21 protein-coding genes are annotated in these 17,590 nt (G+C 65.8%); 11 read left to right on the top strand and 10 right to left on the bottom strand.

Annotation, left to right across the window (positions count from 1 at the left end; all coding sequences use genetic code 11):
- Positions 1–335 precede the first annotated feature (335 nt).
- The 4 genes from pyrB to E2484_RS22750 all read left to right on the top strand — a co-directional run bounded on the left by pyrB (position 336) and on the right by E2484_RS22750 (position 3,469).
- Positions 336–1,250 carry an aspartate carbamoyltransferase gene (gene pyrB / locus E2484_RS22765; protein WP_137287492.1) on the top strand — a complete coding sequence of 305 codons (915 nt, stop codon included), beginning with the start codon at positions 336–338 and terminating at the stop codon, positions 1,248–1,250.
- Entirely contained in the window at positions 1,247–1,708 is a 462-nt protein-coding gene (pyrI, locus tag E2484_RS22760) for an aspartate carbamoyltransferase regulatory subunit (protein WP_137287491.1), read from the top strand. Before pyrB ends, pyrI begins: the two co-directional genes overlap by 4 nt.
- 132 nt (positions 1,709–1,840) lie before the next feature.
- Positions 1,841–2,587, top strand: coding sequence for a hypothetical protein (locus E2484_RS22755; RefSeq protein WP_137287490.1), 747 nt, complete (start codon positions 1,841–1,843; stop codon positions 2,585–2,587).
- 60 nt (positions 2,588–2,647) lie between these two features.
- A complete protein-coding gene (locus E2484_RS22750) occupies positions 2,648–3,469 on the top strand; it encodes a hypothetical protein (RefSeq protein WP_137287489.1) in 822 nt (273 codons plus the stop codon).
- A 72-nt stretch (positions 3,470–3,541) separates the two neighbouring features.
- On the opposite strand, the gene E2484_RS22745 is transcribed toward E2484_RS22750, so the two are convergent.
- The 3 genes from E2484_RS22745 to E2484_RS22735 all read right to left on the bottom strand — a co-directional run bounded on the left by E2484_RS22745 (position 3,542) and on the right by E2484_RS22735 (position 5,196).
- Complete coding sequence (locus E2484_RS22745) at positions 3,542–3,862, bottom strand: HalOD1 output domain-containing protein (RefSeq protein ID WP_137287488.1); 321 nt, start codon at positions 3,860–3,862, stop codon at positions 3,542–3,544.
- 171 nt (positions 3,863–4,033) lie between these two features.
- A complete protein-coding gene (locus tag E2484_RS22740) occupies positions 4,034–4,597 on the bottom strand; it encodes an NUDIX hydrolase (protein WP_137287487.1) in 564 nt (187 codons plus the stop codon).
- 227 nt (positions 4,598–4,824) lie between these two features.
- Positions 4,825–5,196 carry a hypothetical protein gene (locus E2484_RS22735; RefSeq protein WP_137287486.1) on the bottom strand — a complete coding sequence of 124 codons (372 nt, stop codon included), beginning with the start codon at positions 5,194–5,196 and terminating at the stop codon, positions 4,825–4,827.
- Between the two features lie 304 nt (positions 5,197–5,500).
- Here E2484_RS22735 and E2484_RS22730 point away from each other — a divergent pair, with 304 nt between their 5' ends.
- Both E2484_RS22730 and E2484_RS22725 read left to right on the top strand, forming a co-directional pair.
- Complete coding sequence (locus E2484_RS22730) at positions 5,501–5,689, top strand: DUF1918 domain-containing protein (protein ID WP_137287485.1); 189 nt, start codon at positions 5,501–5,503, stop codon at positions 5,687–5,689.
- Positions 5,690–5,896: 207 nt separating this feature from the next.
- Positions 5,897–6,322 (top strand): RNA-binding protein, encoded by a 426-nt coding sequence (locus tag E2484_RS22725; protein ID WP_137287484.1) that lies wholly within the window; start codon positions 5,897–5,899, stop codon positions 6,320–6,322.
- Positions 6,323–6,685: 363 nt separating this feature from the next.
- Here the strand turns inward: E2484_RS22725 and E2484_RS22720 are convergent, their stop codons facing one another.
- Positions 6,686–7,282 (bottom strand): DUF2391 domain-containing protein, encoded by a 597-nt coding sequence (locus E2484_RS22720; protein ID WP_137287483.1) that lies wholly within the window; start codon positions 7,280–7,282, stop codon positions 6,686–6,688.
- Between the two features lie 135 nt (positions 7,283–7,417).
- Between E2484_RS22720 and E2484_RS22715 the strand changes: the two genes are divergently transcribed.
- Positions 7,418–8,155, top strand: coding sequence for a 3-oxoacyl-ACP reductase family protein (locus E2484_RS22715; RefSeq protein ID WP_137287482.1), 738 nt, complete (start codon positions 7,418–7,420; stop codon positions 8,153–8,155).
- An 8-nt stretch (positions 8,156–8,163) separates the two neighbouring features.
- Here E2484_RS22715 and E2484_RS22710 read toward each other — a convergent pair whose 3' ends face one another.
- Positions 8,164–8,496 (bottom strand): DUF7344 domain-containing protein, encoded by a 333-nt coding sequence (locus E2484_RS22710; protein WP_137287481.1) that lies wholly within the window; start codon positions 8,494–8,496, stop codon positions 8,164–8,166.
- A gap of 237 nt (positions 8,497–8,733) precedes the next feature.
- On the opposite strand from E2484_RS22710, the gene E2484_RS22705 reads away from it, so the two are divergent.
- Positions 8,734–9,510 (top strand): helix-turn-helix transcriptional regulator, encoded by a 777-nt coding sequence (locus E2484_RS22705; protein WP_137287480.1) that lies wholly within the window; start codon positions 8,734–8,736, stop codon positions 9,508–9,510.
- On the opposite strand, the gene E2484_RS22700 is transcribed toward E2484_RS22705, so the two are convergent.
- The 5 genes from E2484_RS22700 to E2484_RS22680 form a co-directional block, all read right to left on the bottom strand.
- Positions 9,511–10,359, bottom strand: coding sequence for an enoyl-CoA hydratase/isomerase family protein (locus E2484_RS22700; RefSeq protein WP_137287479.1), 849 nt, complete (start codon positions 10,357–10,359; stop codon positions 9,511–9,513). It abuts the gene before it with no gap.
- Positions 10,356–11,252 (bottom strand): 3-hydroxyacyl-CoA dehydrogenase family protein, encoded by an 897-nt coding sequence (locus E2484_RS22695; RefSeq protein ID WP_137287478.1) that lies wholly within the window; start codon positions 11,250–11,252, stop codon positions 10,356–10,358. The genes E2484_RS22700 and E2484_RS22695 overlap by 4 nt, the downstream gene beginning before the upstream one ends.
- 87 nt (positions 11,253–11,339) lie before the next feature.
- Positions 11,340–12,008 (bottom strand): hypothetical protein, encoded by a 669-nt coding sequence (locus tag E2484_RS22690; RefSeq protein ID WP_137287477.1) that lies wholly within the window; start codon positions 12,006–12,008, stop codon positions 11,340–11,342.
- Between the two features lie 208 nt (positions 12,009–12,216).
- Positions 12,217–13,713, bottom strand: coding sequence for a zinc ribbon domain-containing protein (locus tag E2484_RS22685; protein ID WP_137287476.1), 1,497 nt, complete (start codon positions 13,711–13,713; stop codon positions 12,217–12,219).
- A complete protein-coding gene (locus E2484_RS22680) occupies positions 13,710–14,888 on the bottom strand; it encodes a thiolase domain-containing protein (RefSeq protein WP_137287475.1) in 1,179 nt (392 codons plus the stop codon). Before E2484_RS22680 ends, E2484_RS22685 begins: the two co-directional genes overlap by 4 nt.
- A gap of 125 nt (positions 14,889–15,013) precedes the next feature.
- Between E2484_RS22680 and E2484_RS25865 the strand changes: the two genes are divergently transcribed.
- The 3 genes from E2484_RS25865 (at position 15,014) to paaK (ending at position 17,570) form a co-directional block, all read left to right on the top strand.
- Positions 15,014–15,142, top strand: a complete 129-nt coding sequence (locus E2484_RS25865) for a hypothetical protein (protein ID WP_321112991.1) — start codon at positions 15,014–15,016, stop codon at positions 15,140–15,142.
- Between the two features lie 2 nt (positions 15,143–15,144).
- Positions 15,145–16,179: a YeiH family protein gene (locus tag E2484_RS22675; protein ID WP_137287474.1), complete on the top strand. Its 1,035-nt coding sequence runs from the start codon at positions 15,145–15,147 to the stop codon at positions 16,177–16,179.
- A 92-nt stretch (positions 16,180–16,271) separates the two neighbouring features.
- The gene (paaK, locus tag E2484_RS22670) at positions 16,272–17,570 is read left to right on the top strand and encodes a phenylacetate--CoA ligase PaaK (protein WP_137287473.1); all 1,299 of its coding nucleotides are present in this window, start codon (positions 16,272–16,274) and stop codon (positions 17,568–17,570) included.
- Positions 17,571–17,590 lie beyond the last annotated feature (20 nt).

Genomic DNA, 17,590 nt, shown 5'->3' with positions numbered 1-17,590 from the left:
GAGGCGTCCGGACGGGGTTCGTCCCGTTCTCGGATTTAAACCCTCGCGTCGGGAGGCCACCGTGGCGGAATCCGAACCTCCGCCGAACGGCTCGCCGCCGGAGGACGGAAGAATATTTATAATTGTTAAAGAAATAAAAATATATTCTTGACCCGCATTTTACTGCCTTCTAAGGCTACCACGTACTCCCCGGAAGTCCACCGCGGATTCGGAGACGCGCCGACCGTCGGTGTCGCCGGAGTAGGGTACAGACTGTCCGTCCACCGGCCACGTTCCGCACGATTCGAATCGCAGTCCGAGAGATTCAAGGAGCGTCCGGTACCCATACAGTACCAATGCGGAACGACCAGCTAATAACTGCAAAACAACTCTCCCGAGGGGACATCGAGGACGTCCTCGACCGCGCGGCCGAGTTCGACGCCGACCCGTCCGCGTTCAGGGACCGTCACGCCGACGCGATACTCGGACTCCTCTTTTTCGAGCCGAGTACCCGCACCAAGATGAGCTTCGAAACCGCAATCAAGCGCATCGGCGGCGACACGGTGGACATGGGCACCGTCGAGTCGTCGTCGGTCAAGAAGGGCGAGAGCCTCGCCGACACCGCCCGCGTCATCGAGGGCTACGCCGACGCGCTCGTCCTGCGCCACCCGAGTCAGGGCGCGGCCAAGATGGTCGGCGAGTTCGTAGACGTGCCCCTCCTGAACGCCGGGGACGGCGCGGGCCACCACCCGACTCAGACCCTGCTCGACCTCTACACGATTCGGGAGAACGCCGGACTTGACGACCTCACCATCGGCATCATGGGCGACCTGAAGTACGGCCGGACGGTTCACTCGCTGGCCCACGCGCTGACCAACTTCGACGCCGACCAGCACTTCGTCAGCCCCGAGAGCCTGCAACTCCCCCGGAGCGTGCGCTACGACTTACACGAGTCGGGCGCGATGGTCCGCGAACACACCGAACTGGACGACATTCTCCCCTCGCTCGACGTGCTGTACGTCACTCGCATCCAGCGCGAGCGGTTCCCCGACGAGAACGAGTATCAGGAGATCGCGGGCGAGTACGGTATCGACCTCGAAACGCTCGAACCCGCCAAGGACGACCTGACCGTGATGCATCCCCTGCCGCGCGTGGACGAAATCGCGCCCGAAGTCGACGACACCGACTACGCGACCTACTTCGAGCAGGCCCACAACGGCGTGCCGGTCCGAATGGCGCTGCTCGACCAGATGCTGGAGGACGGCCAATGAGCGACCACCAACTCCGCGTCAGCAAGATTCCCAGAGGAACCGTAATCGACCACATTCGCGCCGGACAGGCGCTGAACGTCCTCGCCATCCTCGGTATCGACGGAACCGCGGGCGAGACGGTCAGCGTCGGGATGAACATCCCGAGCGACCAGATGGGCCGCAAAGACATCGTGAAGGTCGAGGACCGCGAGTTGAGTCAGGACGAGGTGGACGTGCTGTCGCTCATCGCGCCCGAGGCGACCATCAACATCATCCGCGAGTACGAAGTCGCCGAGAAGCAGTACCTCGAACGACCCGAGCGCGTGGTCGGCGTCCTCTCGTGTCCGAACCACAACTGCATCACGAACGCCAACGAACCCGTCGAGACCGAGTTCGACGTGTTGGACGACGGCGTTCGGTGCGAGTACTGCGGCACCATCCTCCGCGAGGACCTCGCGGCCCACATCGCCGTCGAGTAGTGGCCCCGCTCACCGAGCCTCCACTACGCTCCCGATAAGTGACGGCTACTCGGTACGAAACGGTCCGTTACGCTGGAAAACGGTCAGAACAGTCGTTTTCGTTTATCTTACGCGTCGAAGTACGTCCGAGACATGCATTCACGACCACTCTCTGTAGTGACACTCGCGGCGCTGGTCCTGCTGTCCGGGGTCGGTGCGGTCGGTGGCGTCGGCACGGTCGGTGACGCCGGTACGGTCGGTGACGATGCCGGTCCGGATACCGCCGTCGAGCACGCCGACGGGCCGATCGACCGAAGCCAGGACGCCGCGGCCCAGTACAAGGTGTCGCTCAACAACGTGACCATCGAGACGTGGCTTCTCCGCAACGCCACGGTGGTGAACGCGACCATCGACGAGGTCGTGGTCCGCAACGCCACCACGACGAACGGGACCCGGACGAACGTCACCCTGCCGAACGTGACGGTCGGTCGGTTCGACCTCGAACGCGCCCGCCTCCAGAACGTGACTGCCCGGAAACTCGTGATTCGTAACAGGTCGGTCCTCGACGTTCCCGGCGGCGACTTCATCGACCCGAACGTCGAAAACCGGACCATCGAGCGTCAGTGGACCAGGAACCAGACCGTCTCCGGCGTCGCCATCGACCGGATAACCGTCGACGCCGCGATACTCTGTGAGAACGCTACGCTAGGCCAGCGAGCCGCTGGCGACGTCTCGTTCGATCCGACTGCTGGCGAGGACCCACCCGACATCACCGTCGAGAACGGCACCGTCGAGGAGGCACTCGTCATGAGAGGAGAGGCTACGAACTGGTCTGTCGAGTCGGTCCAGCAACCTGACTCGACCAACGCGAGTCTGCCGGAGGGGTGTAACCGCGCGTAGTCGGACGAATCGCCGTCCCGAGAGCGAACCACTTACCCCGTCCGCCCGCCAACGTCGGGTATGTTCGGCGTCGTCACGCGCAACGAGGAGGAACTCGACTGGCCGGAGTTCGACGCGGGATTCTACGAAGTCAAGGACGTGACCGGTCGGTCGGCCGAACCGGTCGCCGAGGGGGTGAACATGGTGTCGTGCTTCGGGGACAACGCCGCGGTCGAAGCCAACCCCGACCTCGCGCCGGTCAGCGACGCGGGCGAACGCGCGACCCGCGAGCGACCCTACTTCGACTGGGCCTACGTCTGTCCGACCCGCGAGGACTACCGCGAGGGGGTCCTCGAAATCGTCTCGGACTGTGCCGAAGTGAACCCCGACGTGCGACTCGACGACGTGGGGTTCCCGCGCGCGGAGTACTGTTACTGCGACCGATGTACGGAGCGGTTCGAGACGAGCGACTTCGAAGACCGCTCGGAGTGGCGTGCCGAAGTCGTCACCGAGTTCGTGGCCGAGGCCGCCGACCGGATTCCCGGCAAGACCTACTTCACGCTCTACCCCGACCCGTATCCGGGCCACCTCTACGAGCGTGCGGGCCTGGACCTGGACGCGCTCTCGGAGTACGTCGACGAGTTCGTCGTCCCGCTCTACGACATGGCCTACACCACGACCTACTGGCTCGAAACCATCGCCAGCGGCTTCGAGGAGTTGCTCGACGTTCCCTTCAGCGTCGAACTCTACGCGGTGGACGTGGACGTAGACAATCTGATTCACGCCGCGGAGGTCGCCGAGGCCTACGCCGAGAACGTACTGTTCGGCTACGACGCCGGCAACGCGCGGGCCGCGCTCCGCCGGATGAAAGCCGAGTCGCGCGACGGCGTCTCCCACGAATAGAACGGCGACTGTCGCGACCGCCGGCGGTGAGAGCGACCGCCACCAGAAACGTTCGACACTACCGCCGACCAGTCACGCCGGCGGGTAGATTTCGACGTCACCGTCGGCGTCGACCACGACTCGGTGGTCGGCCAGCGAAATCTCGATGCGTCCCGAGTTCCGGACGCGCCCGCCGGGCGTCTGGGCGAAGAGGTCGTCCATCGCGTCGGGGTCGAGCGCGCTTCGTAGCGGTTCGAGGTCGAGCGGATCACGCTCGACGACTGCGGCGACTGCGCTCACGACGACCATACTCGCCGGTTGGTCGGTCCGGTCGTACCGGACGCGATAACAGCCCATCGTCTCGTCGCGTTCGAGTTCTACCCCACTCGGAAGTTCTGTCGTGTCGTCCATCATCGTTGATTCTTCTCCACTCCCCGACCGCCGACCGCTCCGTCTGCAGTACCGAATCCTCTACGCAGTAGCGAGGGAAGTCGAACGCCGGGCATAGAACGTAGGGAATGCACGCTATACAGATAAGCGTCGACCCTCGAAATGAATGGTCGGGTCGCTTCGGCGGGGCCGTGGTCACTCCAGCGCGAACTCGCGCCACGCCAGCAGGTCCTCTCGGTCACGGGTGTTCTCCGGAAGGTCGTCGAACCACCCGGCGTCGGTGATCTCGCCGTCCGGGTCGTCGGGCCGCGGCGTCGTCGACTCCTCGGCGCGGGCCTCGAACAGCGGGAGGACGCCCCACGTCGAGTAGTCGTCGCACCGAATCTCAACGCGAACGTTCATCGCCAGTCCGTCGTAGGTCGCTTCGACACCGGCCTCCTCGGAGAGTTCTCGCTCGGCGGCCTCCCGAAACGATTCGCCGGGGTCGGGTTCGCCGCCCGGGACGACCCACATGTCGACGCCCGCGTGCCAGACGAGCAGGAGTTCGCCCGAGGGCCGGTAGACGACCGAGTGTGCGCCGTACGGTGCGCCGAACTCGACGATGCGCTCGGCGAGAGTCCGAAATCGTGGGCGAGAGACCCGCCGGGCGTGACTCCGTTCGAGGAACTCGTCGTGGGTGTCGGTCAGTCGGTGGTGGGTCTGCTCGGCCTGCTGTTCGGCCCGCGTGGCGAGATACCAGAGGTCGTCCACCGCGGTCATCGCGGCGGCGACGTGACGGCGACGGCTTGCGGCCAGCGCGGCGACGGACTGCGGCGTGGAGAGTGCGAAATCATACCACGACGATTGTCCGGCCGACCGAATAAGCCTTCGGTCGGCCGAACGCTCGACCTCGCAACCGACTCGGCCGCGGATTTTGCCAGCAGAGATGTGCGAAAAGGAGTCGCGCTTCGGAAGAGCGAGACGGTCGTTACTCGCTCACGGACCGACTACTCGGTTCGGTCGGCCGTTCCACGTCGTCGGGCGAGAGACCGGTGTCGTCCGCGAAGAACTTTGATACCGCGGGAGAGTCGCCACGACAGGGCGACCATCACGACGCCGATTCCCGCGACCAGCAACCAGAGTAGCTTGAGACTGCCGACGCCGAGGACCGACGAGAGCGCCCACGCGAGGACGCCAGCAGTCGTGAGACCGACGCCGAACGACTTCCGAATCTGGTGTTCGTTTTCGGGCGACCAGTTCGTGGACGCGACGACGTCCTGTCGCTGGAGTCCCGCCGTCGCCCCCGACGACCCGGGGACGTTCAACCCGTATCGGTCGTAGACGTACACGCCGAGGCCGAGACCGACGAACGTCCCCATCCGCCGGGAACCGTGGAGACGAACGGCAGCGGCCCGGCGACGAACAGGCTAGGCGCGAGCGTTTCCGTCAGGAACAGTACGGCACCGATTCCGACCAGAGTGCTTCCATTTTCGTAGATCTAATTATATTTACTCGCGTGTCGTTATGTTGTCTTTCGATGTTTGAAACGTCCGAACTCAGATTCATATTATTCTTATCTAAAATGTAGTCTTTACCGTCACGGTAACGAAAGTCACCCGAACGCTCCTCCGCGTCCGACGTCGAACCGGGTCGTTTTTACCGACCGCGAAGCTATCACGACGCATGAGCTTCGAGAAAGAAGACCGCGTCATTCTCCACGACGAACACAGTGACTACGACGGCGAGGAGGGCGAAGTGACCCAAGTGATGGACACGATGTTCGGTGACAGCACCTACACCGTCAGCTTCGAGGACGGCCAGGAGACCGGCATCCCCGAAGACTCGCTGGAAGCCGTCGAAGACGAAGAGTAAGTCGTCGCTACTCTCGTTGTCCGACGTTAGTGTACTGACTACGAACTGTAGTCGGACGTGTTGCTCCAAACTCGTTAGTAACTACGTCGGGGGAAAGGCGGGGCAGGTAGAGTCGGAACGCGCTCCGAAACCGGTCGCCAGAGCCAGTCGAGATGTCCTGTATCGAACGAAACGCCTTTTTCCGTCCGGGGGTCCTACCACCTCACGATGGCCGAAGTTCCGTTCCACTACATCGACCTGCGGGCGTTCTGCTACGCGACCGAGGACGACAAGCGCGTCGAGCAGGCCCTCCGTACCTACCTCCCCGACGAGTTCGAAATCGAGCGCGCGACCAGCGAGGGCCACCACGGCGACCGCATCCTCGTCCTGTCGGCGCGCGTTGAGAACGCCGACGAGATGCGTCAGGTCCTCTCGAAGGTGGCCGAACTCCCCGATTCAGCCGACCTGCTCGACGAACTCGACCAGCGCGTGGACGAGAACTGCTCGCTGTTCCTCCGCCTCGACAAGCAGGCGGCCTACCGCGGCGAGGCCGAACTCGGCGAGGGCATCACTTTCCGCGCGAAGGTCGAGGCCTACCCCGCGAAGAAGGAGGCCGCCGTCGAGAACGCCCAGGAAGCACTGTCGGCGCTGTAGGTCGACTGCGGTCGCGTCACGCGAGCGTCGTCGATTCGCAGGTCCGCGTCGGTGCCGACGCGTCAAGTCCGAAAAGGAGCGATTACCGAGTTAGTGCGCCGAGAACCCGTCTATCATCTCGTCGCAGTCCGGACAGGTCACTAGCTCTGAACCGGTCGATTTGCCGCCGAGAGGTTCGCCGTTTCGCCGCGTCTGACTCCTCGTTCGCCGATTCAGATCTGAACCGCAGTGTGGACATTCTATCATACGTCTCACCAAAATTCCTGTGTGAGCAGGTACCAATACCCGCACGAGGCTAATATACTTTGTGTCGAAATCGAGGCCCGCTGACGGGTCGCCCCACGGGCGTCGAATCCTCGGTCGTCAGGACCCCGGCAGAATGTCGCCGAGCGCGCCGCCGAGCGCCATCGGCGCGAACGTGACCGCTGTCTGACAGACTGCGAGCCACGGGTCGGTCCACTCGACGCGGCCCCATCCGGTCATCAGGACGACCGCGGTAGCGAACGATATCCCGAGGACGCCCGCGAGTCGGCGGGGAACCAAGCCGAAAAACGGCTGATGAATCTCGACCTGCTGAATCTCCGCCACGTACAGTACGCCGACGACGACCGCGACCGTCCCGACCAGCGTCCCGACGAGCGCGAGCGGGTGAGTAGCGAGGAACGCCCCAACTTCGAGCGTCCCACCCTCGACCAGCATCGGTACGCCGAAGACGATACTCCCGACCGCCGCCTCGGCGGCGTCGTGGCGGTCGAACCCCCGGATGACTCGGCCGAACGCACGCGGGGTCGAGACCCGCCGGGCGACCCGCATCGTCTCGCGCACCTGTTCGCGCTCTTCGGGGTCGTCTACGGTGTCCTCCAGCGTTTCGAGTTCGTCGAGCAGGTCCTCCAACTCGGGGTCCTCCGGGGAGTCGGACGCCGAGGAATCGGCCTTGGAGTTGGCTCTCCGGTCGCTCATGCCTGGCGAATCACGCCCAGTGGTGATAAACGCCGAGGTCCGAGGGGACGGTCTCCGCGCCCGGACCGACCGATCCGAAACCCACGGTACTCGCCAGACACAAACGCCAAGGTCCCGGCGGGTCGTCGTTGGGGTATGCCAGCAGCACTCGTCACCGGGTCCTCCCGGGGTATCGGCCGAGCAATCGCCGAACGGTTCGCACGCGACGGCTACGACGTCGCCATCAACTACGCGTCCAGCGCCCAGAAGGCGCGGTCGGTCGCCGAGTCCATCCAGCGCGAGACCGACAGCGAGGCGGTCGCGGTCCGGGCCGACGTGAGCGACCCCGAGGCCGCCGCCGACCTCGTGGACGCGACGGTCGAGGCCTTCGGCGACCTCTCGCACGTCGTCAACAACGCGGGCATCGACCAACACGTCTACACCGAGGACCTCTCACCGGCGGACTTCGACCGGGTGATGGACACCAACGTCAACGGCGCGTTCAACGTGACCAAGGCCGCCCTGCCGCACCTCCGCGACTCCGAGGACTCCCCGAGCGCGTCGGTGACCAACGTCTCCTCGATTCTGGCCTACACCGGCGCGCCGGTCGAGTGCCACTACGCCGCGTCGAAGGCCGGACTCCTCGGCTTGACCAAGAGCCACGCCGAGGACTTCGCGCCCGACGTTCGGGTCAACGCCATCGCGCCGGGCCACGTCGAGACAGACATGACCGCAGACCGGACCGAAGAAGAGAAGCGCGAGGAGATGGCCGGGATCCCGCTCGAACGATTCGGCCAACCCGAGGACATCGCCGAGGCCGCCGCGTTCCTGCGCGAGGCGGGATTCGTCACCGGCGAGACGCTGAACGTCAACGGCGGCGAACTGATGCGGTAGTCGGGACCCTACAGGTCGAGATACGGTTCGACCCACTCGGGCGTGGTTTCGGCCTCGACGACGTTCTCCTCGGCATCGTACGTCACGAATCCGTACTCCGCCAACTTGGGCAGATGCTCGTGATGTAATCGGATCGCAATTCGGTCCGGGGGCGTCTCGTCGGCCAGTTTCTCCGCGAGTTCCGAGAGCGTAACTCGGCCCTCCTCGGGGTCGAGCGTGCTGAGGAGTCGTCGCCGAATCGGGTCGCTGAGAAGGCCCCATAGCTCCTGTGCGCTAACGGTCGTCTCGTCCCGCGCGTGAGATGCTTTCGGTGGTCCCGTGTCGTCTCGGTTTCCTATCATCGGTGTAACCTCGGTGGCGGTACGCTAAGGGAGAAGATGACCGAGACCTTTTACTGTAATCGACCGGACCCGTTTCGGCGTCGAGACTTCGTTCGGAAACGCGAGTGACGTTTCGAGTCGCGAAACACGTTTCGAATGACGAAACAAAAGTAAAGTTTACGGACGAGGAACAAGTACCGAAACAAATACGTCGCTCGCGTTGAAATGTAAGTAGTTGATACGACTGCGGAACACCGTATGACGAAGGACACCGAGCTACACGACGTGATAAGGACGGTCGTCAAGCGCGCGGCGTTTCTCGACCGGTTGACCGACGGTCCGACGAGCAAGCGCGACTTACGCGACGAGTTGGACCTCTCACGTTCGACGGTGTACAAGGCGGTGCGGGAACTCGAAGCCCACGGACTCGTGGCCGAGACCGACGAGGGGACGCGACTCACGCTCGTCGGACGCCTGCTCGCGGACCGGTACCGGGAGTTCGAGACCCACGTGACCGGAGTCTCCGACAACGAGTCGCTCCTGTCGGTGCTTCCGGACGACGCGCCGGTCACGACCGACCTCGTACTCGGTGCCGAAACCGTCCTCGCGGAGCGACACGCACCCACTCGCCCGGTGGCGCACATCGAGGAACTCGTGCGGAGCGCCGACAGCGTGTTCGGCGTCGTACCGGTCGTCCTCCCTCAGTACGTTGACCTCTTCCACGAGGAACTGGTCTCGGAGGGCCTGACGGCCGACCTCGTGATGGAGGCCCCAGTCGTGGAGTACCTGCGCGAGGAACACGCCGACCGCTTCGAGGAGGCGCTCGCTACCGGACGGCTATCGATTCGGCGAACCGACGAGACCCTGCCGTTCGGACTCATCGCCACGGAGAACGAGGGTCTCGTACTCATCGGCTACGAGGAGGGCGGCGAACTCCGGGGCATCCTTCTCAACGACACGCAGGCCGCGCTCGACTGGGGCGAGCGAGTGTTCCGAAGTTACTGGGACCGGGCCGACGAGTTGGAGTCGGAGTAACTACTTCCCTTCCCACTCCGGTTCCCGGTCCTCGAAGAAGGCGTCGATGCCCTCGTTCTTGTCCTCGGAGGCGAACAGGTGAGCGAACAGTTCCGCCTCGTACTCGATGCCCTGATCTAACTCCATCCGACTCGACGCTTTCACGGCCTTCTTGGCGAACTCCAGCGCGAGGGGGCTCTTCTCGGCCATCGACTCGGCGAGGTCGTAGACGCGCTCCTCGAACGACTCCTCGTCGTGAACCTCGTCCACGAGACCGATTTCGTGGGCCTCCTCGGCGTCCACGAGTTCCCCGGACAGAATCAGCTTCATCGCCTGACCCTCGCCGACGAGTCGCGGGAGGCGCTGCGTCCCCCCGCCGCCGGGCATGATGCCCAGGTTGATTTCGGGCTGGCCCAACTTGGCTCCCTCGCGGGCGACGCGCGTGTCGCAGGCCTGCGCGAGTTCGCACCCGCCACCGAGCGCGTGGCCGTTGATTGCCCCGATGACCGGCTGTTCGAGGTCGTCCACGTACTCGTAGACCCGGGGACGCTTGCTGGCCTCGCGCTGTTCGAGCGGGCCGCGCTCGCGGAGTTCGGTCACGTCCGCGCCCGCGACGAACGCGCCGGACTCGTCGGACCCGGTGAGGACGACCACGCGCACGTCGCTGGCCTCGATGGCGTCCAGCACGTCCTTCAACTCGGCACGGAGTTGGGCGTTCAGCGCGTTGCGGGCGTCGGGCCGCGAGAGCGTGACCGTGGCGACGTTCTCCACCTGCTCGCCGACCGACACCTCGACGGTCTCGCACTCCGCGGCGACTGCTTCGGGACTGCCGACGGGTTCCGCGTCTCCTTCCCCGCTCTCGCCAGTCATTCGTCGTCACCCCAGTCGCCCGAGGTCCCGACGATTTCGCCGTCCTCCCAGACGTAGAACCCCTCGCCGGTCTTCTTGCCGAGCTTTCCGGCCCGGACCTTCCGGCGCAGAATCTGGGGCGGGCGGAACCGCTCGCCCAACTCCTCCCGGAGGTGTTCGAGGATGTCGAGGCGCACGTCCAGTCCCACCACGTCGCCCAACTCGACGGGACCCATCGGGTGGTTGTAGCCCAGTTCCATCGACTGGTCGATGTCTCGGGGGCTGGCGACGCCCTCCTCGACCATCCGCATGGCTTCGACGCCGAGCGCCACGCCGAGGCGCGACGAGGCGAACCCGGCGGTGTCCCGGACCTCGATGGCGGTCTTGCCGACGTCTTCGACGAACTCCGTGGCGAACGCGACGGTCTCGTCGGCGGTCTGCTCGCCCACGACGACCTCGACCAACTGCATGATGTGGACCGGGTTGAAGAAGTGCAGGCCGATACCTCGGCCGGGGTCGTCCAGCGCAGAGACGATTTCGGTCACGGGGAGCGATGAGGTGTTCGAGGCGATGACGGCGTCCGCGGGGGACGACTCCTCCACGTCCTCGAAGGTCTGCTTCTTGAGGTCCACGTCCTCGGGGACGGCTTCGACCACGAGGTCGGCGTCCGAGACGGCCCCCGCGAGGTCGGTCGTGCCCGAGATGCGGTCGAGCGCGGCGGCCTTCTCGTCTTCGGTCACTTTGTCGCGCTCGACGCCGCCTTGGAGGTTCTCCTCGATGGACGCGATACCGTCGTCCACGAGGTCCCGCTCAATGTCCCGAATCGTCACGTCGTGGCCGGCCATCGCCGAGACCTGTGCGATGCCGTGGCCCATCGTTCCCGCTCCGAGTACGGCGACTTGTAGGTCCTTCATGTCGGATGAAACGGCGTTCGGAGCGGGGTTAAGCGTTTATCTCTCGGTCATACGCTACCGCTCGGAGTCGACCTACGTGCCGTACTTCTACCGGCGGTGAAGCATGGCGAGACCGACGGCGAAGGCGATTCCCCGCCAGACCGTCGCGCTGCGTTCGCTCCGCTCGGGGTCGTGTCGAGACGACTCGACGACGTAGTAACTTCCGTCCGACCGAACAACCTGTCCCGCCGCGTCGAGCGGTCGGTCGTGGGTCCGCACGGTGTCACCGTCGATGGTTCTGCGCGCCTCCTGTGACACGTCACTCTCGGCGACCGAGGTGTTCCTGAGGATGGTCTCCGGTGTGACTCGTTCCAGCGAGTAGGTGACTCGCGTCTCGGTCTGGTTCACCACGCGCCGGTAGAACGGTGCGTCCGTCATGTCGTCCTCCACGACGACGTACTCGGTCCCGGTCTCGTATCGATACCCGAACGCGGTCGAGTTGACGGTTATCGGCCCATTCTGGGCGACGTACGCCGCGAGGAGACACCCACGGTCGAGTTCGCCCAGGTCGTAGCAGTCGAGTCGAGCGAGTTCGCCCTGTGCCCGGAGGTACGTCCGAGGCTCGTTTTCGTAGGTGACTTCGGTGGCGGTGTGGACGTGCGTCGACTCGCCCGCGTGGGGGAACAGCCAGAACGGACACGTCAGGAGCGCGAGTGCGACAACGAGTCGCACGGCGGAGGGAAGGCGACTCGCAAGCGAGGACCAATCGCGGGACATACCGGAATCAGTTGCAGGTGGGCGGCAAGTGCTTTTTCAATTCGACGGTCAGGCGAGTGTATAAGACTCCATTACAATCGTTAAACGATTAAAATCCGTTGTTTAAAATATATCCACCTGTCCCTCGGCGAGTGTTCCGAGACGTTCCTGCTCGGCCTCCGCGGGCCCGCGACTCGTCTAATTCGAGATCAGGTCTCGTTCGCAACGCTCACGTCGGCCTGATTTTGAACCCGTACCGCGTGACGCCCTCCTGCGTGTAGATTCGGCGCATCGTCGTCTCCACGGTATCACCAATCGCCACGTCCTCCGGGTCCGCCGCGACGACCTGCGCGGGGACGCTCGCCTCGCCGCCCTCGGGACCCTCCAGCGCGACCACGGCCACGCCGAAATCACCCGACTGGGCCTGCTGTTCGGCGAACTCCGGCGGTGCCCCGCCCTGCGAGATGACCGTCGCGGCCTCGACGCGCCCCTCGCCGGTCAGTTTCACCTCGTCGTAGCTCTCGACCAGCGATTTGCAGGCGTTGCACGCGCCTTCTGGCGGGAAGTTCAGGCCCCCGCAGTCGGGGCATTTCCCGGCCAGCAGGCGGTGACGCTGGTCGAGCGTGCGTTTCCACGAGGGCACGCTGACGTAAGCCCCGCCGCCCTCGGGCGGTCCGGAGGTCAACTCGCCGCGCTTGCGGAGGTACTCGGCGTAGCTGACCTGCTCGCCGTCGTCAAGTGACAGTTCGGCCGCAATCCCGCTATCGCTGTTTCCGACCAGCAGGGCGTCCGCACCCGCGCCGCTTCCGAACGACGCCGCGAGGACGCGCTCCGCGCCCTCCGCCAGGGCTTTTGCAATCCCGAGCGGGACGCTCGCGGCGGCCGTATCGCCCAAATCGTGGACCGTCGCGCCCGCTCGAATCGTCTCGGTATCGACGCCGAGCGTACTCGCCGCCCGGTAGGGGAGTTTGCCGTTCGGGGCCTGCACCGCGGCAGCGTCGATTTCGCCTTCGTCGCCGAGGTCCAACTGTTCGACCGCTCCGGCCAGCGTCTCGGTGAACGCCCTGCGCTCGTAGCCGGTCGCGCCGAGACCTTCGACGGTTTCCGAACCCGCGCGCCGGAATCTGGTTCCGGAGTACTCCTCGGCGTACTCGGCGCACTGGCGGACCGCCGCGCCGTCGCCGTCACCGCCCGACGCCGAGAGGACGAACGCGGCCGCGCCCGCTCCGGCGGCGTGGTCCTCGTCGCTGTCGGGGTCGCCGCGCGGGCAGTCCGAGGCCACGACGAGTCCGACGCCCTCTCCGCCTTCCGATTCCTCGCGCTCCCACGGTCCGGCCGAGAGCGCGGCGTCCAGCGCTCGGGTTCCGGCGCGCGTGCTGCCGGTGAAGACGTGGCGGGTCGCGCCGGACGGGACCGCCAGCATCCCGCCGAGTCGGGCGGTCAGGTCCTCCTCGGCCAGCGGCGGCGTCGTGGAGGCGAACGCGAGAAACGACACCTCCGCGCCCGCGCGGTCGGCCGCGTCGAGCGCCCGCGCGGCGGCCTCGTAAGCCATCGTCAGGGCGTCCTCGTCGGCGTCGGGGACCGCCTTCGAGTTGATTCCTGCAGCGTGGAACTGCCCCCACGCCTGCTGGAATTCCTCCGCGGAAACTCGGAACCGCGGCGCGTAGGCTCCGACCGCCTCGATGTTCGGGTCGGCGTCGGTTGGGGGACGTGTCGCGTCCGTCATTCTGCCACCTCCCGCTCCTTCTCGAAGACGTGAACCACCGCGGCCCCGCCGCTTCCCCCGACGTTGTGAGTCAGGCCGCGGGTCGCGCCCTCGACCTGCCGATTTCCGGCGTCGTCCGAGAGTTGCTCGAACGCCTCCGCGACCTGTCCAGCCCCCGTCGCGCCGATGGGGTGGCCCTTCGACTTCAGGCCACCGGAGGTGTTGACCGGCAGGTCGCCGTCGAGTGCGGTGCGGCCCGACGCCGCGAGGTCGCCGCCCTCACCGGGTTCGCAGAACCCCAGGTCCTCGTAGGCCAGAATCTCGGCGATGGAGAAACAGTCGTGGACCTCCGCGAAGTCGAGGTCATCGGGGGTGATTTCCGCTCGCTGGTAGGCGGTCTCGGCGGCCCGCCGGGAGGCCTCGATGCTGATGTACGAATCGCGCTGGAAGAGACCCACGGCGTCGCTCGCGGCACCGACCCCCGCGACTCGGATGGGGTCGTCGGTGTACTCCGCCACTGCGTCCTCGCTGGCGATGAGGGCACAGGCCGCCCCGTCGGTGGTCGGACAGCAGTGGTAGAGCGTGAGGGGGTCGGCCACGGTTTGAGCGTTCTCGGCGTCTTCGAGCGAACACTCGAAGCCCAACTGGGCGTGGGGGTTCTTCGCGCCGTTCCGGTGGTTCTTGACCGCGACGTGCGAGAGTTGCTCGCTGGTCGTGCCGTACTCGGCCATGTGTGCGTCTGCCATCTGGGCGTAGACGCCGGCGAACGTGGTTCCGGAGAGCCGTTCCCACTCCGTCTCGCCCGAGACGCCGAGCCAGTACTTCGTGGCGTCGCCGGACGTGTCGGTCATGATTTCGACTCCACCCGCCAGCACCACGTCGGCCATCCCGGACCTGACCGCCTGCACCGCCTGCCGGACCGCGTACCCCGACGCGGCGCAGGCGTTCTCGACTCGCGTGGTCGGGATGCCGTGGAGACCGACGTGTTCGGTCGCGGCCGGACCCGAGAGACCCAACTGTCGGCCACCCACGCCGAGGGTGCCGACGACCGCCTCGTCTACGTCGTCGGCGTCGAGTCCGTGGGGGACCGACTCGCGGGCCGCCTCGAACGCAGTGCGGAACAGCGACCGGTAGCTTTCGTCGGGGAACGACCCGAAGTCGGTCTGGGCCGCGCCGACGAGGTAGGCGTCGCGCATGGGTGGACTGTGTGGGTCTCGGAGGAAATAATTGCCGTTGTGGGCCGGTTGCGCCGACCCGGACCGCGGTACGCCGTCGCGGAACCAGAAAAGCCTAACCCGCCGAGACTCCAGTTCGGAACGAAATGGCAGGCGAGGAGTCACTACGCGAACTCGGCGATCGGGCGAGTCGATGGTGGGCCGGTCTCGACCGAGGGTGGCGAGCAGTGGTAGTCGGCCACCTCGTGGTCGCGGCGGCGTGGGTCGCCTTCTGACGATGAACTCGCCTCGAACTCCTCGGTCTCGACCCGGACTGCTCGCCGGTCTCGGGCTCCTCCCCGGTCTCGGACTCCTCGTCGCGCTCGCGCTCGTCGCCCGCGGTGTCGCGGCGGTCGCTCCGATTCCCGCGCTCCTCGCCGCGGTTCTCGTCGGCGTCGTCCTCGCCAACACCGTCGGCGTCCCGACCAGATTCGAACCCGGCGTCGGAACCTACACGCTCTGGTTAGAGGTCGGCATCGTCCTGATGGGCGTTCGCGTCTCGCTCGACGCTCTCCTCGACGCCGGTCCGAGGTTGCTCGTCACGGTCGTCGGCGTCGTCGTCTTCACCCTCGCCGTCGCGGAGTTGCTCGCGCGAGGCTTCCACCTCCAGCGCCGACTCGGGTCGCTGGTCGCGGCGGGCGCGAGCGTCTGCGGCGTCTCGGCGGTCGTCGCAGTCGCGGGAGCCATCCGGGCCGACGAGGACCACGTCGCCTACGCGACCAGCACGATTCTGCTCTTCGACGCCCTGACGCTCTTCACGTACCCCGCGCTCGGCCACGCCCTCGACCTCCCGGACCGCGTGTTCGGCATCTGGGCGGGGCTGACGATGTTCAGCACGGGCCCCGTGACGGCCGCCGGGTTCGCCTACTCGGAGGTCGCCGGACAGTGGGCCACCGTGGCGAAACTGGCCCGGAACGTCCTGCTGGGTGGACTGGTCGTGGTCTACTCGGTTCTGTACGCCGACGCGAGTTCGAGGGCCGGGTCCGAGTCGAGCGCGTCCTTCCTCCGGAGTCTCTGGGATAGCTTCCCGAAGTTCGTCCTCGGCTTCCTCTCGCTGGTCGTCCTCGCCAGCGCGGGCGTGTTCACCGACGCCGAACTCGCTCTCGTCGAACGGACCTACCGCTCGGCGTTCCTCGTGGCGTTCGCGGGACTCGGAACCAGCGTGGCAGTGAGCGACCTGCGTGCCACGGGGATTCGGCCGCTCGCGGTCCTCGCGCTCACGCTCGGTGTCGTGAGCGCGGTTTCTCTGGTGGTCGTTCAGTCCGTCTTCTGAACCATCCGGCGACCGAGCAGGGCTTTCGACGAGATAGAACCGACACGAACGACCAAACAGTTTAGACCCCCTCTTGCGAAATAGTATCTAACATGGGCTACAGCGAGATCGAAACCGCCCCGCGCGAGGAGTTGCGAGACCTGCAAGACGAGCGACTCGCCGAGACGGTCGAGTACGCCTACGAGAACGTGGAGTTCTACCGCGAGGCGCTGGACGACGCTGGCGTCTCGCCGGAGGACGTCGAATCGGTCGAGGACGTCTCGAAACTCCCGTTCACGACCAAGGAGGACTTCCGCGACGAGTACCCAGACGGCCTGTTCGCGGTCGAACACGACGAGGTGCGCCGGATTCACGCCTCGTCGGGCACCACCGGCAAGCCCAAAATCGTGAGCTACACCGACGAGGACCTCGCTACCTGGCGCGAGGTGATGGCCCGGTCGCTGTACGCCGCGGGCGTTCGGCCCGAACAGGTCATCCAGAACGCCTACGGCTACGGTCTCTTTACCGGCGGTCTCGGTTTCCACGACGGCGTGGAGGAGTTAGGGGCCTGCGTCATCCCGACCGGCGGGGGCAACACGTCGCGGCAGTTGGACATGCTCCAGGATTTGGAGAGCGACGTGTTGGCCTGTACGCCCTCCTACTGCCTCTACCTCGCGGAGGCCGCCGAGGAGCGCGGCATCGACCCCCGGGACCTCCCGCTCTCGACGGTCGTCATCGGCGCGGAACCGTTCACCGACCCCATGCGCGACGAAATCGAGGAGGCCCTCGACGTGACCGCAGTGGACGTGTACGGTCTCTCGGAGATAATCGGACCGGGCGTCTCCATCGAGTGCGAGGAGGTCCAGAACGGGCTTCACGTCTGGGAGGACCACTTCTACCCCGAAGTGGTCGACCCCGGAACCGGCGAGGTCCTGCCCGAGGGCGAGGAGGGCGAACTCGTCCTGACCTCGCTCACGAAGGAGGCCCTGCCGGTCCTGCGATACCGCACGGGCGACATGACCTCGCTGACCTACGAGGAGTGCGACTGCGGTCGAACCGTGGTCCGGATGGACAACGTGACCGGCCGGACCGACGACCTCATCATCGTCCGCGGGGTCAACGTCTACCCGAGCCAGATCGAGGAGGTCATGGTGGACATCGAGCACGTCGCGCCGCACTACCGCATCGACCTCTACCGGAAGGGGAACCTCGACACGATGGAACTCACCGTGGAGTACGACGAAGGTTACGAGGGGACTCACGACGAACTGGAGCGCGATATCCGCCGGGAACTCGAAGAGACCCTGGAGGTCAAACCCGACGAAATCGAGGTCGTCGGGCCAGGCGTCGTGGACCGCACCGAGGTCGGGAAGGTCAAGCGCGTGTTCGACCACCGAACAGAGGACGAGTAGTTTCTCGCGCTTTCGTTTCC

It is taken from the genome of Halorussus salinisoli (assembly GCA_005239435.1).
Classification (GTDB): Archaea; Halobacteriota; Halobacteria; order Halobacteriales; family Haladaptataceae; genus Halorussus; species Halorussus salinisoli.
This window is presented reverse-complemented; position numbering and strand designations above follow the sequence as displayed.

Excerpts from the sequence above, each read along its gene's own strand:
- pyrB (WP_137287492.1), top strand. The coding sequence starts at position 336 with ATGCGGAACGACCAGCTAATAACTGCAAAACAACTCTCCCGAGGGGAC.
- pyrI (WP_137287491.1), top strand. The coding sequence starts at position 1,247 with ATGAGCGACCACCAACTCCGCGTCAGCAAGATTCCCAGAGGAACCGTA.
- E2484_RS22755 (WP_137287490.1), top strand. The coding sequence starts at position 1,841 with ATGCATTCACGACCACTCTCTGTAGTGACACTCGCGGCGCTGGTCCTG.
- E2484_RS22750 (WP_137287489.1), top strand. The coding sequence starts at position 2,648 with ATGTTCGGCGTCGTCACGCGCAACGAGGAGGAACTCGACTGGCCGGAG.
- E2484_RS22745 (WP_137287488.1), bottom strand. The coding sequence starts at position 3,862 with ATGATGGACGACACGACAGAACTTCCGAGTGGGGTAGAACTCGAACGC.
- E2484_RS22740 (WP_137287487.1), bottom strand. The coding sequence starts at position 4,597 with ATGACCGCGGTGGACGACCTCTGGTATCTCGCCACGCGGGCCGAACAG.
- E2484_RS22735 (WP_137287486.1), bottom strand. The coding sequence starts at position 5,196 with ATGGGGACGTTCGTCGGTCTCGGCCTCGGCGTGTACGTCTACGACCGA.
- E2484_RS22730 (WP_137287485.1), top strand. The coding sequence starts at position 5,501 with ATGAGCTTCGAGAAAGAAGACCGCGTCATTCTCCACGACGAACACAGT.
- E2484_RS22725 (WP_137287484.1), top strand. The coding sequence starts at position 5,897 with ATGGCCGAAGTTCCGTTCCACTACATCGACCTGCGGGCGTTCTGCTAC.
- E2484_RS22720 (WP_137287483.1), bottom strand. The coding sequence starts at position 7,282 with ATGAGCGACCGGAGAGCCAACTCCAAGGCCGATTCCTCGGCGTCCGAC.
- E2484_RS22715 (WP_137287482.1), top strand. The coding sequence starts at position 7,418 with ATGCCAGCAGCACTCGTCACCGGGTCCTCCCGGGGTATCGGCCGAGCA.
- E2484_RS22710 (WP_137287481.1), bottom strand. The coding sequence starts at position 8,496 with ATGATAGGAAACCGAGACGACACGGGACCACCGAAAGCATCTCACGCG.
- E2484_RS22705 (WP_137287480.1), top strand. The coding sequence starts at position 8,734 with ATGACGAAGGACACCGAGCTACACGACGTGATAAGGACGGTCGTCAAG.
- E2484_RS22700 (WP_137287479.1), bottom strand. The coding sequence starts at position 10,359 with ATGACTGGCGAGAGCGGGGAAGGAGACGCGGAACCCGTCGGCAGTCCC.
- E2484_RS22695 (WP_137287478.1), bottom strand. The coding sequence starts at position 11,252 with ATGAAGGACCTACAAGTCGCCGTACTCGGAGCGGGAACGATGGGCCAC.
- E2484_RS22690 (WP_137287477.1), bottom strand. The coding sequence starts at position 12,008 with ATGTCCCGCGATTGGTCCTCGCTTGCGAGTCGCCTTCCCTCCGCCGTG.
- E2484_RS22685 (WP_137287476.1), bottom strand. The coding sequence starts at position 13,713 with ATGACGGACGCGACACGTCCCCCAACCGACGCCGACCCGAACATCGAG.
- E2484_RS22680 (WP_137287475.1), bottom strand. The coding sequence starts at position 14,888 with ATGCGCGACGCCTACCTCGTCGGCGCGGCCCAGACCGACTTCGGGTCG.
- E2484_RS25865 (WP_321112991.1), top strand. The coding sequence starts at position 15,014 with ATGGCAGGCGAGGAGTCACTACGCGAACTCGGCGATCGGGCGAGTCGA.
- E2484_RS22675 (WP_137287474.1), top strand. The coding sequence starts at position 15,145 with ATGAACTCGCCTCGAACTCCTCGGTCTCGACCCGGACTGCTCGCCGGT.
- paaK (WP_137287473.1), top strand. The coding sequence starts at position 16,272 with ATGGGCTACAGCGAGATCGAAACCGCCCCGCGCGAGGAGTTGCGAGAC.